Below are 15,669 nucleotides of genomic sequence, written 5' to 3' on the forward strand. Positions count from 1 at the left end.
GGAGTTCCCGGGCGGCGAAGATCGTGCCGAGCTTGACCGCCGTGGGATAGACGTCGTTGGTGGACTGGCTGAGGTTGACGTGGTCGTTGGGGTGCAGCCGTGCGTAGTCGCCCTTGGGGCGGCCGAGGATTTCCAGGGCCCGGTTGGCGATCACCTCGTTGGCGTTCATGTTCGAGGACGTCCCGGCACCGCCCTGGATGACGTCCACGACGAACTGCTCGCTGAGCTTGCCGTTCATGACGTCGGCGCAGGCATCCTCGATGGCCCGGGCGCGCTCGGCGTCGAGCAGCCCGAGCTCGTGGTTGGTGCGGGCGGCGGCCAGTTTCACGGCAGCCAGTCCGCGGACCAGGTACATGTTGGAGGACAGTGGCTGGCCGGTGATGGGGAAGTTCTCCACGGCCCGGAGGGTGTGGACGCCCCAGTAGGCGTCGGCGGGAACATCCCGGTCGCCGAGGAGGTCGTGTTCCGAGCGGAAATCCGGGGCGGTATGGGCGATGGTCATGGGGTCCTCACAGGGCTTCGTTGACGGGTTTGGACGGTAAGAATCTGGGGCCGGGGCAGGCCAGGGTGACGCGTCGGCCAGCACGGCGGGTCTGGTTGGTCCACGGCACAGTGGACGGGCCGGCTTGTGGCGATTACGGCAGGGGATGGTGAGTGAAATCCGGGGTTTAGGATCTAGCGCGTATGGCCGGACCTGGAGTTTCCGCTTCCGGGGACGATGGTGCCCAGGGCGCATTCAACCCCGTGCAAATGCAGCCTCATGGCCTGGGATGCTTCCTCGGCTGATCCATTCTCGATGGCCGCGAAAATGCGGGCGTGTTCCTGACCCGATTCCTTGCGCCGGTCAGCCACGAGGTTAAGGGTGCTTGATTGGTTAGCCATGGCGTCGCAGATGTCTGACAGGAATGATTCGAACACGCCATTGCCGCTGCACCGGGCAATGGTCACATGGAACTCAGTGTTCAAAAGCACCCACTGCTGGAGATCGTCTTCCTCGGACATTTCTCGAAGGATTTCCCGAAGAGCCTCCAGGTCTTCACTGCTGCGGCGTTGGGCGGCGAGGCCCGCGGCCGGCACTTCCACGTGGGGGCGGGCTTCAACGAGGGCGCTGGCCGAATATTTGCCGAGTTTGAGGTCCTGGGCCACCTTGTCAGCGATCACGAACGTGCCCTTTCCCGTGTGGGTGGCCGTAAGTCCCAATGCGGTGCAGGAACGCAGCGCCTCCCTGACCATCGTGCGGCTCACACCGTACTGTTTGGCCAGCGATGCCTCCGAGTCGAGGCGGGTGCCGACAGGGATCTTGCCGCCCTCGATAGCATTGCGGAGGGATGCGAAGACCGCTTCGGCCGCGCCAACGCGTACGACTCGATCTTGCGCAGCTGTCCAGCTGTCCAACAGGTTCATACGAAGACTATGGCACCTGTCACACAGACCGTCAAGGAAGTCCCGAAAATGACGCGATGGGGCGGCCTTATGTGTTCTCGCCAGTATCACGGAAGTCGACTCTGGTGGCTGGCTGCATGGCCTGAGGACGAGGATCTCCACACCCTGTGTCCCTCATGCGGCCGCGTTTACCACGACGCGGGCATCGAAGAGACAGGGACCGCGCCCGTTGCTCTCCGAGTCGACGTCACTGCCGGACCGATTGCAGAGGCAATCCGTGCCCACTGGGACCTCAACACGTAGCCCAGTGGCCGTGTCCGGGGAACTGGACGACCACGGCCTCCCCCCGGCGCGCTCGACCTTGAACCACGGATCGCCCAGGCCGAGGCCCAGAGCCTTGGCCTCGGGGGAGCGGTGACGGCGCAGCCGTCACCGCAGGAAGCACGATCAACGGGCCGCCCTGCAGCGCGGGTTGAACACCCCGGACCAAGAAGCCAGAGCCGATGAACGGCGCCCGGCTCTGGCGTCCTCGGTCTGCATGAGGTCTGCGGTCCCGCGTGCGTTGCCTCGTCGTGCGGGGCAGCTCAGGGCCTTGGGCGCACGGTCTTGCGGGGAAATTTGCGGACCTTGACGGCTTGTCTTGGGCTTGGCAAGGTGGAAGTCGGATCGAGGAGGCGGGCACCATGCAAGAGAAAAGCTGGTCGGTGAACATCGTTATCGACGAACATGAAAACCAAACGCGGGCCACGGCGCGACTGAGGGCCGAGAACCGGGCTGAACTGGAAGGAGTTGGGTTGGCGAGGCTGAATCCGGTGGACTCGGATGTCCCTGAGATTGGGGACGAGTTGGCGACCGCACGCGCCTTGGCGGACTTGGCGCATCAGCTGATCGAAGTCACCGCGGCCGACATCGAGAAAATTACCAAAGAACCTGCACATCTCCGTCCTTAGCCCTGCCATGCCGAGCGCGTCGGAGATTCCCGGCGTCGGACGTCGTCGGTGAAGGCCCCGGCGGCGGGGTCGGGCGAGGGCGACGGCGAGGCCGGCCTGGATCCGCCTCCCACCCCAGGAGCTGCTCCGGGTCGCTCTGGAGGCGCTTCCCGTCCGCCCACCAATAGGTGGCCCCGGGGCTGGGCTCTGCACGATTCATAGGTGTAATTCCCGCAGACGTCGCTAGGACGCACGACGTTGCGGAAAGGCGATGCGGTCAAGGTCGTTCGCGGCAACCACCCTGGCTTGACCGGCGCGACCCCGGGCCTGCTTGGCAAGAGGGGCAACGTCCCCGTAGCGCGAAGAAAAGTGGGTGAGGACGAGAGTCCCCGCGCCCGCCGATGCGGCCAGCTCGCCCGCCTGCCCCGCTGTGAGATGGCGGAACTGCGAGGCGAGCGCGGCGTCGTCGTCGCTGAATGTGCACTCCGTGACGAGCAGGTCGGCGCCCTCCGCCAGTTCCTCCGCGCCCTGGCAGGGCGCGGTATCCATGACGAAGGCGAAGCGTTGACCGGGTCGCGGCTCGCTTACCTCCTCCAGACTCACGCCGCCCAGGTTTCCTTGGCGCATTAGGCGGCCGACGTCGGATCCCGCAATCCCGACTGCCGCGAGCCGGTCAGGAAGGAGTGTGCGCCCGTCGGGTTCCACAAACCGATAGCCAAAGGCCTCGATGCTGTGATTCAGCGCCCGGACCTCCAGGCCCGGGGCGATCGGCTCGGAAGTCCTGTGGCCGGGGCCCTCGTGTTCGTCGCCCCCGTAGCCCCCATGTGGATGCAGCCGAAGATCTATGCCCGAGGACGCGACGGACACGAGAGCTCGGACGGTGTCCTCCCCGGTGGCAGGATAGTGCAGGTGGACGGGGTGGTCGACCTTGTCAAGGGCCATGCGGGAAAGGACGCCGGGCAGGCCGTAGCAGTGGTCGCCGTGCACGTGCGTGAGGCAGATGCGCGTGATCTGGGAGACGGTAACTCCGGCGTGGATCATCTGCCGCTGCGTACCCTCTCCGGGATCGAAGAGGAAGTCTTCGCCATCCCAGCGCAGTATGTACCCGTTTTGGTTGCGGGTGCGGGTCGGGACCTGCGAGGCGGTGCCGAGGACGACTAACTCACGCATGAAGTCCAGTGTGCCACTCGATGGCGACAACGGGCGATGTCACCATCGGCGGCAGCCCCATCCCCGAAGCCAGCAGGGTCACGCTGTGCTTCGCGGCGGCAAACCGCGATCCGCGCCGCTGGGAATACCCCGACAAGTTCCACCTCTCCCGTGACCCGTCCGGACATCTGTCCCTCGCCATGGGCATCCACCAGTGCGTGGGCCAGCACGCAGCCCGCCTCCAGGCGGCGTCATTGCTGGAACAGCTGGTGCCCCGGATCAAGAGCATCGAACTGGCCTCGGCGATCGAACGCCACTACAACAACACCCTTCTTGGCTGGGACTCTGTGCCCCTGCGGTTGACGCTCGCCTAGGCCACGGACATGCAGAGTCACCGTAATCGATCAGGCATGCCCTATTGGCTCGAGGCGCCCGGCCGTCTGGCGGCCTCTCCGGGCGAAACAAACTGTCGCCCCCGTTCTTGTGGGGAGCGCACAAAATCCTGCGAACAGCCGGAAACTACTGTCGCCGGTGAGGCATATCCACGAAACCCAGCGAAAAGGACAATCAATGACGATTCAGGCAGATCCGGTGACCACCGAGCATGAGATTCTTGAAACCGCCCGCCGGCAGGTCCTTGAGGAAGGACGCGGGCTGACGCAGGAGCAGCTGGTGGAGGTCCTGCGCCTGTCCGATGATGCCCTTCCGGCGGCGCTGCAGCTGGCGCACGAGGTGCGGCTCAGGCATTGCGGGGAGGACGTGGAGGTGGAGGGCATCGTCTCCATCAAGACCGGCGGCTGCCCGGAGGACTGCCACTTCTGCAGCCAGTCCGGGCTGTTTGACTCCCCGGTCCGCGGGGTGTGGCTGGACATCCCGGAACTGGTCAAGGCGGCCAAGGAAACGGCAGCAACCGGGGCCACGGAGTTCTGCATCGTGGCCGCCGTCCGCGGACCGGACATCAAGCTGATGAACCAGATCAAGTTCGCTATCGACCGCATCAACGAAGAAGTGGAGATCAACATCGCGTGCTCGCTGGGCATGCTGACCCAGCGCCAGGTGGACCAGCTCGCCGCGTGGGGCGTGCACCGGTACAACCACAATCTGGAAACGGCGCGCAGCTATTTCCCCGAGGTGGTCACGACCCACAGCTATGAGGAGCGCCTGGAGACCTGCGCCATGGTCAAGGCCGCCGGCATGGAGCTGTGCTGCGGTGCTCTGATCGGGATGGGTGAATCCCTCGAGCAGCGCGCGGAACTCGCGTCCCAGCTCGCGGCCTTGGAACCCCATGAGGTCCCGCTGAACTTCCTGAACCCGCGGCCCGGGACTCCCCTGGAGAACCAGGGAATCATGGACGGCAAGGACGCTCTGCGCGCGATTGCCGCGTTCCGTCTGGCCATGCCCCGCACCGTCCTGCGCTACGCCGGCGGCCGGGAACTGACCCTCGGCGATCTCGGCACCAGGGACGGCCTCCTCGGCGGCATCAACGCCGTCATCGTGGGCAACTACCTCACCACCCTGGGCCGCCCCGCGGACGCGGACCTGAGCCTGCTGGTTGAGCTGAACATGCCGATCAAGGAATTTCAGAAGTCACTGTGAAACCTTCAACCCATACACCGCACGGGTCAGCCGCCGGCACGTTTTGCGGGCACTGCGGGGAGCCCGACGACGGCGGTTCCAAGCCGCCGTCGGACCCCCACCGACCCTGCCAGGATCGGCTGGTGCTGGAACCGCCGCGATTCTGCGCCCACTGTCGGCGGCGGATGAAGGTCCAGGTCACACCGACAGGCTGGTCCGCGGAATGCTCCCGCCACGGGGTTGTGGTCCAATGACACCGGCCCGAGGGAGTTTGATCCAGCGGGACCGCGCACGGTTGTGGCACCCCTACGCACCAGCCTCCCCGGATCTTCCGTTGTGGGAGGTCGAGGCGGCCGACGGCGTGCGGCTGCGGCTCCGCAGCGAAGACGGCGAGCACCATGAAGTCGTGGATGCCATGTCCTCGTGGTGGTCGGCGATCCACGGCTACCGCCACCCGGTGCTGGACGCCGCCGCGAAGCGGCAACTGGCTGCCTTCAGCCATGTGATGTTCGGCGGCCTCACGCACGCCCCGGCGGTGGAGCTGGCCGAGCGGCTGGTGGCCATGGCCCCTTCCGGACCCGGCCGGGCACCACTGGAGCGGGTGTTCCTCGCGGATTCGGGCTCGGTGTCCGTGGAAGTGGCACTGAAGCTGGCGGTGCAGTTCCAGACCGCTTCCGGCCACCCCCGGCGCCAGCGGTTCCTGAGCCTCCGCGGCGGATACCACGGCGACACATTCGCGGCGATGGGGGTCTGCGACCCCGTGGACGGCATGCACTCCGCCTTCCCCGGGCTGCTGGCCGGCAACGTGTTTGCTCCGCGTCCCCCGGCCGCAGCGTCCCCAACGCCCGGATCCGTCGTGGCGTGGGCCTCGGAGCTCCAGGCCATCGCGGCCGCGCATGCGGGGGAGCTGGCCGCGATCATCGTTGAACCGGTCCTCCAGGGCGCCGGCGGCATGCACGCCTACCCGGCCGAATGCCTCACCGCTTTGAGGCAGGCCGCGGACCGGCACGGGCTGCTCCTCATTTTCGATGAAATCGCCACCGGTTTTGGGCGCACGGGGGAGCTGTTCGCGGCCGATCATGCCGGCGTCGTCCCGGATATCCTGTGCGTGGGCAAAGCCCTGACCGGCGGATACCTGACCCTCGCCGCCACCCTCTGCACGGACGAGGTCGCGGCCACCGTCTCCGCTGGGCGGGCCGGCGCACTGCTGCACGGCCCCACCTTCATGGGCAACCCACTGGCCTGCGCTGTCGCCAATGCCAGCCTTGGCATCATCGCCGACGGCGGCTGGCGGGCCGACGTTGGCCGGACCAACGCCGGCCTGGCGTCCGGGCTGGCCCCGGCCCGGGACCTGGACTGCGTCCGGGATGTCCGCACCATCGGAGCGGTGGGGGTCATCGAACTGCACGACGCCGTCGACGTCCCTGCGGTAACTGCCGCGGCCATCCGGCACGGCGTGTGGGTGCGGCCGTTCCGGAACCTCGTCTACACAATGCCCCCGTACATCAGCACCGCGGCGGACGTTGAACAGATCACCGCGGGCATGACGGCCGCCGTCGCCGAAGTCCACGAGCCCGCCCCGGCACGGTCCAGGGGGCTGGGATGAGCGCCTCGATGATCAAATGGCTCGAGCGGCAGGCCGCGGTCCGGGACCGGCGGGGCCTGGTCCGCCGCCCGCTCGCCCGCGCCGCCGACGAGCGCTTGATCGACCTGGCCAGCAACGACTATCTGGGCCTCGCAGCAGACCCGCGGGTCATTGAGGCAGCGGCGGCGGCGCTCCGGGCGTGGGGTGCGGGCGCCACGTCCTCGCGCCTGGTCGCCGGAACCACCCGGCTGCACCTGGACCTCGAGCAGGAACTGGCCATGCTCACCGGCATGGAAACGGCCCTCGTGTTCTCCTCCGGGTACCTGGCCAACATCGGTGTGATCACCGCGCTGGGCGGCCCCGGAACCCTGATCGTCGCCGATGAGCACTGCCATGCCTCGATGATCGACGGATTCCGGCTCAGCCGCTCCCGCACCGAATCGTTCACCCACAACAGCGTGGAGGAAGCCGGCCGCCTGCTGGCCGGCCGGTCGGAGCCGCGCGCACTCATCGCCGTCGAATCCGTCTACAGCGTCCTCGGCGACGAAGCGCCGCTGGCTGGCCTGCTGATCCTGGCCGAGGAATACGACGCCGTGCTGCTCATCGACGAGGCCCACAGCCTCGGCGTCACCAGCACCTCCACCTTCCAGGGCCGCGGTTCGGTGGCCGGGACAGCTCTCGCGGGGCATCCGAACGTGATGGTGACCGCGACACTGTCCAAGGCCGTGGGCAGCCAGGGCGGAGCGGTCCTGGGATCCGCGTTGCTGCGTGAACACCTCGTCAACCGGGCCAGGAGCTTCATCTTCGACACCGGTCTCGCCCCGGCACCGGCAGCAGCGGCCCTCACCGCCATCCGGATCATTCGGGACGAACCTTGGCGGGCAGGAGCCGTCCGGGACAACGCTGCGGCGCTGGCCGCTGGGCTTGCCCAGGTCCTTGCGGTCCGTGGGGCCAGGATCGAACAGACTGCGGGGGCCGTTCAGTCCATTTCCATGCCCTCCGCCGAATCGGCCCGGGCCGGCGCCGAGGCCGCGCGCCTGGCCGGCGTCCGGATCGGCTGCTTCCGCCCGCCGTCCGTCCCCGACGGGATCTCGCGGCTTCGACTCACCGCCCGCGCCACCCTAACACCCGACGAAATCGACGACAGCTGCGCCGTGCTGCGCGGCATTTTGGAGGAACTTCCATGAACCTGCCCGACATTATCCTGATCACCGGAACGGACACCGGCGTCGGCAAGACCATCACGACGGCGGCCCTCGCCGCCGCCCTGATGGCAGCGGGGCGCAGCGTCGCGGTGTACAAACCGTGCCAGTCCGGAGCCGCCACCGGTGACCTCGACACGGGAGAGATTGTCCGGCTCGCCGGCGCCGTGACGGCCGAAGCCGGCGTTGTCCTGCAGGAGCCGCTGGCGCCCGTCGCGGCCGCCGCCGTCGACGGTGCGCCGCTCCCGCGGCTAGCTGTCCACGCCGGGCGGGTCCGCGAGCTCGCCAGCTCCCATGACCACGTCCTGGTCGAAGGCGCAGGCGGGCTGCTCGTCGAACTGGACCCCGACGGCGGCACGCTCGCCGACCTGGGCTCGCTCCTGGCTGCGGCGTTTGTGCTCGTGGCCCGGCCGGCCCTCGGCACCCTGAACCACACCGCGCTGACCCTCGAAGCGCTGGCCGCCCGGGACCTTCGGGTCCTTGGCCTGGTGCTCGGGAGCTGGCCGTCTGCCCCTGAGTTTGTCCACCGCAGCAACCGGGACGTGCTCGGATCGCTGCCGGCTCCCTTCCTCGGTGCCATTCCCGAGCGGGCCTCGGAACTGAGCCCAGCACGTTTCCGTGCCGAGTCGGCGGCCTGGCTGAACGGACTACCCGCATGAACCCGGCACCAACGGACCCGGCACCCGCGCAGCCGCAGACCGAGAACCTTGCACCGGGCCAATGCCCGTACCTGGTGGTGCGTGACCCCGAGACCGTCCGGGACGTCCTGCACCGGCCAACCGATTTCAGCCCCGGCAACGCCTTGGTCGCGGTCACACCCTTGTCCGGGCCTGCCCTGCGGGTGCTGCAGCGCGTCCGTTTCGCCCTGCCCCCGGTGCTGGCCAGTAACGACACCGACACGCATGCCGGGATCCGCAAGGTCGTCGCGAGATTCTTCACCCCCGCCACCGTCGCCGCCATGGAGCCGCGCATCCGCGAACTAGCGCGGGAAGCGGCGGCGAACACAGCACAGCAGCTCGACCGCGCCGGCCACGTGGACCTCGTGCAGGCCGTGGCGGCCTTCACTCCGGCCGTCGTCATGCTCGAACTCCTCGGACTGCCCGTCCGGGACCTTGCGGATCTCAAGCGGTGGGGCCTTGACTCCATGGAGCTGTTCTGGGGCTGGCCCGACGAGGCCCGGCAACTCGAACTTGCCCACAGCGCCGCAGACTTCTACGTCTGGCTGCGCCGTCTCGTCAGCGAATCCGTCTCCGCCCACGGGCGCAACCTGTTCAAATCACTGGCCGACCACGGCCTGTCCACCCCCGAGATCTGTTCGCTCGGTTACTTCCTGCTGATCGCCGGACAGGAAACCACCACGCAGCTGATTAGCACCACCCTGTTCCGCCTCCTGGAGGGCTCCGCACCGTCGAACTGGACCGCCGCTGCCTCCGAGACAGGCGCTCGCACGACGGTTAAGCACGTGCTGACCACCGAATCATCCGTCCCTACCTGGCGCCGCATCGCACCTCAGGGCACATTGCTTGGTGACGCGCTGATCCCGGCCGGTACCGAAATCCTCATCGAACTCTCCGGCAACCGCATCACCCGACCAGCCGAACCGGACGGGTGGCCCCCACAGACACACACCGCGACGGTCAGGCCCTCAACCGCCTACGGCCTGGTCTTCGGCTCAGGCATTCACCGCTGCCTCGGCGCCAAGCTCGCCGAACTCGAGACGGCTGTCATCGTCCAGGAAACTGCCGCCGCGCTTCCTGGGATACAACTGCAGGATCCCGAGTCCGAATGGATCCGGTTCCTTTCATTCCAGGCACCCCGGACGGTCACGGTTGTTAAAGGTAGGTCCGCAAGGTCCTAGTGCTCCAGGGCGACGCCGTTGTAGAGGACAAGGAGACTGAGGCCAAGTGGGCGAAGGCCTTCGCGAAAAACCCGTTCTCACGGTGAACCCCATCGCCAACGAAGAGAGTAAACCGCGGCGTACGAAGCAGGCCAAGAAGTAGTCGACTTATCCGACGTCGAAATTTCCCCGGCCTTTGTCCCGCTCATCCAAGGATCCTAGACTTACGCCAATCACATCAAACCCGGCAACTGGGAATCATGCAGCACCCGATCCATACGGGCGCGTGATCGCCTCGAGGAAATGTCCGTCAGGATCCGAGAAGTAGACGCCGCGTCCGCCGTCGTTGTGGTTGATTTGCTGTGGGCGGGACCGTCCCGGGTCTGCCCAGTAGGAGATGCCCTCGGCCTGGATTCTTGCGAAGATTCCGTCGAAGTCCTCCTCGCTGACCAGGAAGGCGTAGTGCTGCGGGGCGATGGGCCGGTCCGCCGTGGCGAAATCGAGGGCTACTCCATGGTCAAGGGGTACGGTCATGAAAGACCACATGGGTTGGGGTTCCGGCAGTCCGAGTACGTTGGCCAGGAACTTCGCCGAACGGCGCTTGTCTGTTGCGTAGACGATGGTGTGGTTGAAAGTGACCGTCATGGTGGCCTCCTTGGGTGTGGTTGTCTGACACCATCTGACGTCTAATACGAAAGTAAGGGTGGTCAGGCTGCGTTGGCGGCGGTGATGGTGACGTTGAATCCGAGGCTCTTGAGTTTCTTGATGGCGTTGTTCTTGGCTTTGATCGGGTCCAGGCGCGTGAAGTGGTCGGCGCCGGGGTCGACGTAGCATTCGCCGTCGGCGAGCATGTGCCAGACGGCGGTGAGGATGGAGTGTTCGACGGCCACGGTGGCTTTCATGGGTCCGCGGCGGGCGGCGACGCGCCAGTATTTTGCGGCCAGGTAGGTGTCCTTGCTCCGGGAAGCGGACAGGGCCGCGATGCCCAGGGCGCCTTTGAGGTATTTGTTGCCGGGCAGGATGTGCACAGACTTGATTCGTCCGGCGGATTCGTTGGCGCCGGGACAGACGCCGGTCCAGGAAGCAAGCCGGCCCGGTGTTTCGAAGCGGGACATGTCCGCGCCGGTTTCGGCGATGATCACGTCGGCGACTTTGAGTGAGACTCCGGGGATGGTGGCCAGGAATTCCCTGGCGGCACGAAAGGGCTCCATCGCTTCCTCGATCCGTCCGGTGAGGGCGTCGATGATGCGGGACTGGGTATCGATCTGGTCCAGATGCAGCCGGGCCATGAACGCGTGGTGGCTTTTGAAGCGGCCGGTGAGGGCCTCCACGAGCTCGGGGATTCTGGAGCGAAGGGTGCCTTTGGCGAGGCCGGCCAGGACGTCCGGGTCGCGTTCACCGCTGACGAGGGCTTCGAGCATCGCCCGGGACGAAACACCGGTGAGGTCCGAGACCACGGAGGAGAGCTTGATCCCGGAGCCTTCCAGGAACTTCTCCAGGCGCTGGATCTCCCGGGTCCGGTCACGGGTGGCAATGGCCCGGGCCCTGGTCAGGTCCCGCAGTTCACGGATCGGTTCGGGCGGGACGAACGAGGCCCGAAGGAGTCCGTGCGCGCCCAGCTGGGCCAGCCAGGCCGCGTCAGAGACATCGGTTTTGCGGCCCGGGATGTTCCTTGCGGACTTGGCGTTGACCAGCATCACCGGCAGCGTTTCTTCGAGGAGGTAGAAGAAGGGTTTCCAGTAATCGCTCGTGGCTTCCATGACGACCGTGGTGACGTGCTCGCGTTCCAGGAAGTCCCGCAGGGCAAGGATCTGGCCTGTGGTCGCGCCCCACGTTGTGATCGTGGAGGTGTAGGTTCCGGCCCGCTGCCCGGGCAGCCGGAGACAGACCTTCGCGTCGCGTTTGGAAATATCCAAACCGGCAGCCCGCTCGTGCACGATATCCATGACTGCTCCTCCTGACACCTTGACGTCTTTACGTCGGCGTCTGCCGAGGGGAGGACAGGGAAATCAGAGGAATCTAACACTCGTGCTCCAAAGGCAACAATCCACGGTTCCCGTGGAAGCCCTCCGCGCCACGCTAGCCCACAGGCTCAACCACAGCACCACAGACGGACCGGCGTCCACCGCGGCAGACACCTCCATAATCCGCCCGAAACCTCATCCGCGGCCAGAGCCCGGGGCGAGGCAACCGCATACTTTCTCCCACCACGGCGCGACAGCGACGCCGGACCGCTAGCCCCCTTCAGATTTCAAGACCGCGCGCTACATCCTTGGAACCTTCATTGGGCCGGCCTCAGCAACGGGGAACAACAGCGATCAGGGCACAAACGGGCTCGGACACTGCCTGTCCATACCCGTCTGCACTACCCCCGTAATTCTGGGGGGTATCAGTGCAGACGACTTCGAAAATTGACAGCGGATCCCAATGCGGGGGCGGGCATCGCGAATACGCTGTAGGAGCCCTCACCCTGGTTCTCTGGTTGGCTGCCGTGGCCCTTGAGCTAATCGTCTTCATTGCCCTGAAGATCCGAGACTTCAGGCGCATCAGGTGGGCTGCGGACGATGCTACCCAGGATGTGGATCCATGAACCGACGCCAGGGACGGGGTGCGGTGTTCCTAGTGGCGGCAGCCCTGGCCGGGTGGGGGGAAGTGCAGTGTCGGAGGCTGCCAGGTTGCCGCCAACTCGCATCTCATCTTTTCCCCTCTGCGAGAGCCCAGATACTCGACTTAGCCTCCGGACACCTTGCCGACTCCTTTAGTGATTGGCAGGGGCCGAGCCGCGCTCCGGCCAGGCTCCTAAGCCCATGCCCTGGCAACCAGGTCTCCTGTAGGACCGAGGATGAAGTCCACGTTGAGGGATGAACTGGGCCCCTCACCCATAGAGATCTTCTCGTCGAAAGACCCAAAGGTGGCCGGCAAGAAGTACCCCACGTTGTCCCAGTAATACTGGAAGACATACAGGAGGGGACCTTCGATCGTATCCAGGTCCTCCCCAAGGCGGCACACAACAATGGCCTTCTGACGGATCTCTTGCGAATTCGAGCACCAGGGCAGAATCAGCCCTCCCGCATTAGCCATATTTCTAGGCGGAACCTGATCCGTGTCCCTCGGAATGATCCCCGAGGGATCGCCCGGGCCAAAGAGGGGATTCCACTCAAGGTCCTCGTAGAACAGGTTCATGCCCACATCGGCTGGCTGTCCCCGCAGGCGGGTTCGGTTGGTGAGCCGTTCCAGGCCTGAATTCCACAGGAATGGTCCTCTGCGGTCCTGGGCGCCTTACGAAACTTTCTTCCGCGACGCCGAAATAGACGCCCGCGCCGCGTCTTTGGCGACCCTAGCCGCAGATACTCTCTTTGGGCCTGGGGGCGGTTGCTCAAGATCCATTCTTACTTCTCCTGTCCAAGACGTGACCGGAGCGCTCCCGTGGTTGACCGCAAGCGGCTCCGCCTGGGAGGAGCTCAAGGGATGCAATATGCTCCGCCGTGCAGCGGTTGTTGCGGCATGAGGGCTGGGCCCGGATGGTTATCGGCCATCGGGGGCATGACTCTCGTGTGAACTTTGCGTCCGGTGCTTGCCATGCGTCAAGGGACTATGGGCACTGACATGTCCGGATAATTCCGCCCCACCGGGCAGCGGCACGGGATGGGCCGCACACATACCCATTACCACCTCTTCGATTCTCAAAACCCGATTCTCAAAACCCGATTCGCTGACCTTGATCGGTGGGGCGATTTCGAGAACTGCTATCGAGATGCGGCTCCCGAAGGGCTGGCACGCCTTCAGTGTGAATCGCAACTCTAATTGGCGGTGATTTGTTGGCGGTATTTGGCGTGTTCAGCACAGGACCGCTCAAGCCCTTTCCTGAGCATGATCCGTTTCAACGCCTCGCGGCGGTGAACGACCTCAGTTCGTCCTCGATGTTGCTGGCGCTGCTTCCGGTGACCTGCAGAGTCTGTCCCGGTTCGATTGGCGTGATCATGTGGTTCCCTTTGCTGCTCAAGAACTCTTCAATTGTTCGGCCCCTGAGGGGTTGTGGTGGCCGGCCCTCACAGGACACGGGGTCCGCGCTTTCCGGTATAGGTTGGCGGTGGGTCAGCCGGTCTTGGTGACGCGGTAGAGGACTACCTGGTCGGGGTGGATCCTCGGGGATGCGACGCCGACCTTCGCCAGGACGCTCCCGTGAAAGCTGCGTCCGGGGAAAGTCACGTCGTTTTGGACGGCTCCCCGCAGAGCGGAGCCTTCAATTGCCTGGCCGGCGGCTGTCGGCTGGCCCCACCATGCCGGGGGTAGAAGGCCTGAGGGTGTCGTCCCGGGGAAGACGGGTTCCACCCGGTACGTTGCGTCCGGGTCGAGTCCGCGGAGCTTCAGTCGGCCGGCAGGATCCGGGTAATGGCTGTCGAGTGCCGCAGCCGCGAAGATCGCACGCGACCTGTCCCAGCTGACGACGCCGTGGGCCAGGACGTTGGAATCCTGGCCATCCATGCGGACGACGTCGCCGGCGAGCAGGAGGTGGCGTTCCTGCTTGTAGAAAGCGATCCACCGGCGCACGCTGTCAAGGTCTTCGTCGCTGGCGGTGGCGAGATCCCACTCGACGCCGAGGTGTCCGAAGATGGCGGTGCCGGCCCGGAATGCCAGGTCGTGCTGGCGGCCGGTGGTGTGGGAGCGACCGGAAGCGATGTGGAGCCCATGTACTCCGGCGGCAGCAGTTGCGTAGTCCAGCGCAGTATGGTCTGCCGGTCATGGGGGTCGATGTTGTCCGACACCCAGACCCGGTCCGTGTGTTCCAGCACGCCGAGGTCGACGCGGGCACCGCCGGATGAGCACGATTCGATCTCCAGGTCCGGGTGCAGTGACCGGATTTCTTCCAGCAAGGCGTAGAACGCGAGGGTCTGGGCGTGAACGCCCGGACGGCCGCCGTCGAGCTGGTTTCCTGCCTCGATGAGGTCGCGGTTGTGGTCCCATTTGATGTAGTCGATCGGGTATTCCGCCACGATGGCGAGGATCTGCTTTTTGACGTGCTCGTAGGCTTCGGGGATGCCGAGGTTGAGGACCTGCTGGTGGCGTGACTCCACCGGCAATGCGGTGCGGGCGGCCATGATCCATTCCGGATGGGCACGGGCGACGTCGCTGTCGGGGTTGACCATCTCGGGTTCGAACCACAGGCCGAACTGCATTCCCAGTTCGTCTACGCGGTCCACCAGGGGGTGAAGGCCTGTCGGCCACACGTCCGCGGACACCACCCAGTCGCCGAGTCCCGAAGTGTCGTCGCGTCGTGAACCGAACCACCCGTCATCGAGCACGTAGCGTTCGACGCCGATGGCGGCGGCGCGCTCGGCCAGGTCGATGAGTTTGTCCTCGTCGTGGTCGAAGTAGACGGCCTCCCACACGTTGAGCGTCACCGGCCGCTCGGCCGAAAACCGGCGCCGTGCGGCTGCGCACATGCGCGTGGAAGCGGTGCGCGACCTCGTCGAGTCCGGTCCCATAGGAGGCGTAGATCCAGGGGCTGGTGTAGCTGTCACCGCGGCCCAGCCGGATTTCGCCGGGCAGGAGCAGCTCGCCTCCGCCGAGGAGCTGCTCGCCGCTGTAGACCCGTTCAGCGTAGTGCTGGTGGTTTCCGCTCCAGGCCGCATGGACGGCCCAGACGTCGCCATGGCCGAATCCGAATCCGGGGGCTCCCGCGTGCAGGATGTATGCGCTGTCGGCACCGGTGCGGCCTTTGCGGTTCTCGCGCAGGTGGGTGCCGGTCCGCAGCGTGCCTCGTTGGGGGATCCGTTCGTAGTTGTGGTTGCCTGCGAAATCCAGCAGCTCTGTGGCCTCCGCGGGAATCGGGAAGGACAACACGAGATCTTCGAGGGTGTACTTCTCGTTGTACAGGTTGGTCAGTTGTGCGCGGCTGCGCAGCAGGCCGCCCGGGAGTAGCTCCAGCGTCAGGTCCAGGCGCAGCCGTTCGGTGTCACCTCCACCTTCATGAGTCCACTGTCCAAGCCGGACCGCCGTTAGCTCGTT

At 65.9% G+C, this 15,669-nt stretch carries 15 protein-coding genes and 1 pseudogene; 7 read left to right on the top strand and 9 right to left on the bottom strand.

The genetic code is table 11. The features are described 5' to 3' along the window. A partial coding sequence (locus tag BLR03_RS21685; protein WP_254788644.1) for a lyase family protein occupies window positions 1-502 on the bottom strand: 502 nt, incomplete at its 3' end. 173 nt (window positions 503-675) lie between these two features. Next, window positions 676-1,404: a FadR/GntR family transcriptional regulator gene (locus BLR03_RS21690; RefSeq protein ID WP_091256419.1), complete on the bottom strand. Its 729-nt coding sequence runs from the start codon at window positions 1,402-1,404 to the stop codon at window positions 676-678. 662 nt (window positions 1,405-2,066) lie between these two features. Between BLR03_RS21690 and BLR03_RS21700 the strand changes: the two genes are divergently transcribed. Continuing rightward, window positions 2,067-2,333, top strand: coding sequence for a DUF1876 domain-containing protein (locus BLR03_RS21700; RefSeq protein WP_091256422.1), 267 nt, complete (start codon window positions 2,067-2,069; stop codon window positions 2,331-2,333). A gap of 222 nt (window positions 2,334-2,555) precedes the next feature. Here BLR03_RS21700 and BLR03_RS21705 read toward each other — a convergent pair whose 3' ends face one another. Beyond that, window positions 2,556-3,482 carry a ribonuclease Z gene (locus BLR03_RS21705; RefSeq protein ID WP_091256424.1) on the bottom strand — a complete coding sequence of 309 codons (927 nt, stop codon included), beginning with the start codon at window positions 3,480-3,482 and terminating at the stop codon, window positions 2,556-2,558. 20 nt (window positions 3,483-3,502) lie between these two features. Between BLR03_RS21705 and BLR03_RS21710 the strand changes: the two genes are divergently transcribed. The 6 genes from BLR03_RS21710 to BLR03_RS21740 all read left to right on the top strand — a co-directional run bounded on the left by BLR03_RS21710 (window position 3,503) and on the right by BLR03_RS21740 (window position 9,681). Next, complete coding sequence (locus BLR03_RS21710; protein ID WP_091256426.1) at window positions 3,503-3,835, top strand: cytochrome P450; 333 nt, start codon at window positions 3,503-3,505, stop codon at window positions 3,833-3,835. Window positions 3,836-4,031: 196 nt separating this feature from the next. Further along, complete coding sequence (gene bioB, locus BLR03_RS21715) at window positions 4,032-5,057, top strand: biotin synthase BioB (RefSeq protein ID WP_091256427.1); 1,026 nt, start codon at window positions 4,032-4,034, stop codon at window positions 5,055-5,057. Between the two features lie 229 nt (window positions 5,058-5,286). Further along, window positions 5,287-6,642, top strand: coding sequence for an adenosylmethionine--8-amino-7-oxononanoate transaminase (locus BLR03_RS21725; RefSeq protein ID WP_091256431.1), 1,356 nt, complete (start codon window positions 5,287-5,289; stop codon window positions 6,640-6,642). Next, a complete protein-coding gene (locus BLR03_RS21730; protein ID WP_254788645.1) occupies window positions 6,639-7,808 on the top strand; it encodes an 8-amino-7-oxononanoate synthase in 1,170 nt (389 codons plus the stop codon). Before BLR03_RS21725 ends, BLR03_RS21730 begins: the two co-directional genes overlap by 4 nt. Further along, a complete protein-coding gene (gene bioD, locus BLR03_RS21735) occupies window positions 7,805-8,482 on the top strand; it encodes a dethiobiotin synthase (RefSeq protein WP_091256435.1) in 678 nt (225 codons plus the stop codon). The genes BLR03_RS21730 and bioD overlap by 4 nt, the downstream gene beginning before the upstream one ends. Further along, a complete protein-coding gene (locus BLR03_RS21740; RefSeq protein ID WP_091256436.1) occupies window positions 8,479-9,681 on the top strand; it encodes a cytochrome P450 in 1,203 nt (400 codons plus the stop codon). Before bioD ends, BLR03_RS21740 begins: the two co-directional genes overlap by 4 nt. A 237-nt stretch (window positions 9,682-9,918) precedes the next feature. On the opposite strand, the gene BLR03_RS21745 is transcribed toward BLR03_RS21740, so the two are convergent. The 6 genes and pseudogenes from BLR03_RS21745 to BLR03_RS25060 all read right to left on the bottom strand — a co-directional run bounded on the left by BLR03_RS21745 (window position 9,919) and on the right by BLR03_RS25060 (window position 15,606). Further along, the gene (locus BLR03_RS21745; RefSeq protein ID WP_091256438.1) at window positions 9,919-10,305 is read right to left on the bottom strand and encodes a VOC family protein; all 387 of its coding nucleotides are present in this window, start codon (window positions 10,303-10,305) and stop codon (window positions 9,919-9,921) included. Window positions 10,306-10,367: 62 nt separating this feature from the next. Continuing rightward, window positions 10,368-11,606, bottom strand: a complete 1,239-nt coding sequence (locus tag BLR03_RS21750) for an IS110 family RNA-guided transposase (RefSeq protein WP_091256440.1) — start codon at window positions 11,604-11,606, stop codon at window positions 10,368-10,370. Between the two features lie 853 nt (window positions 11,607-12,459). Continuing rightward, on the bottom strand, window positions 12,460-12,843 hold the full coding sequence (locus tag BLR03_RS21755; RefSeq protein WP_091256442.1) for a hypothetical protein: 384 nt from the start codon (window positions 12,841-12,843) through the stop codon (window positions 12,460-12,462). Between the two features lie 912 nt (window positions 12,844-13,755). Next, entirely contained in the window at window positions 13,756-14,145 is a 390-nt protein-coding gene (locus BLR03_RS25050) for a GH36 C-terminal domain-containing protein (protein ID WP_368086994.1), read from the bottom strand. 72 nt (window positions 14,146-14,217) lie between these two features. After that, window positions 14,218-15,062: pseudogene (locus tag BLR03_RS25055) on the bottom strand (alpha-galactosidase); the annotation flags it as partial. Beyond that, window positions 14,953-15,606 carry a glycoside hydrolase family 36 N-terminal domain-containing protein gene (locus BLR03_RS25060; protein WP_368086995.1) on the bottom strand — a complete coding sequence of 218 codons (654 nt, stop codon included), beginning with the start codon at window positions 15,604-15,606 and terminating at the stop codon, window positions 14,953-14,955. The pseudogene BLR03_RS25055 and the gene BLR03_RS25060, both read right to left, overlap by 110 nt. Window positions 15,607-15,669 lie beyond the last annotated feature (63 nt).

This window comes from Arthrobacter sp. ok909, assembly GCF_900104405.1.
GTDB classification, from domain to species: Bacteria; Actinomycetota; Actinomycetes; order Actinomycetales; family Micrococcaceae; genus Arthrobacter; species Arthrobacter humicola.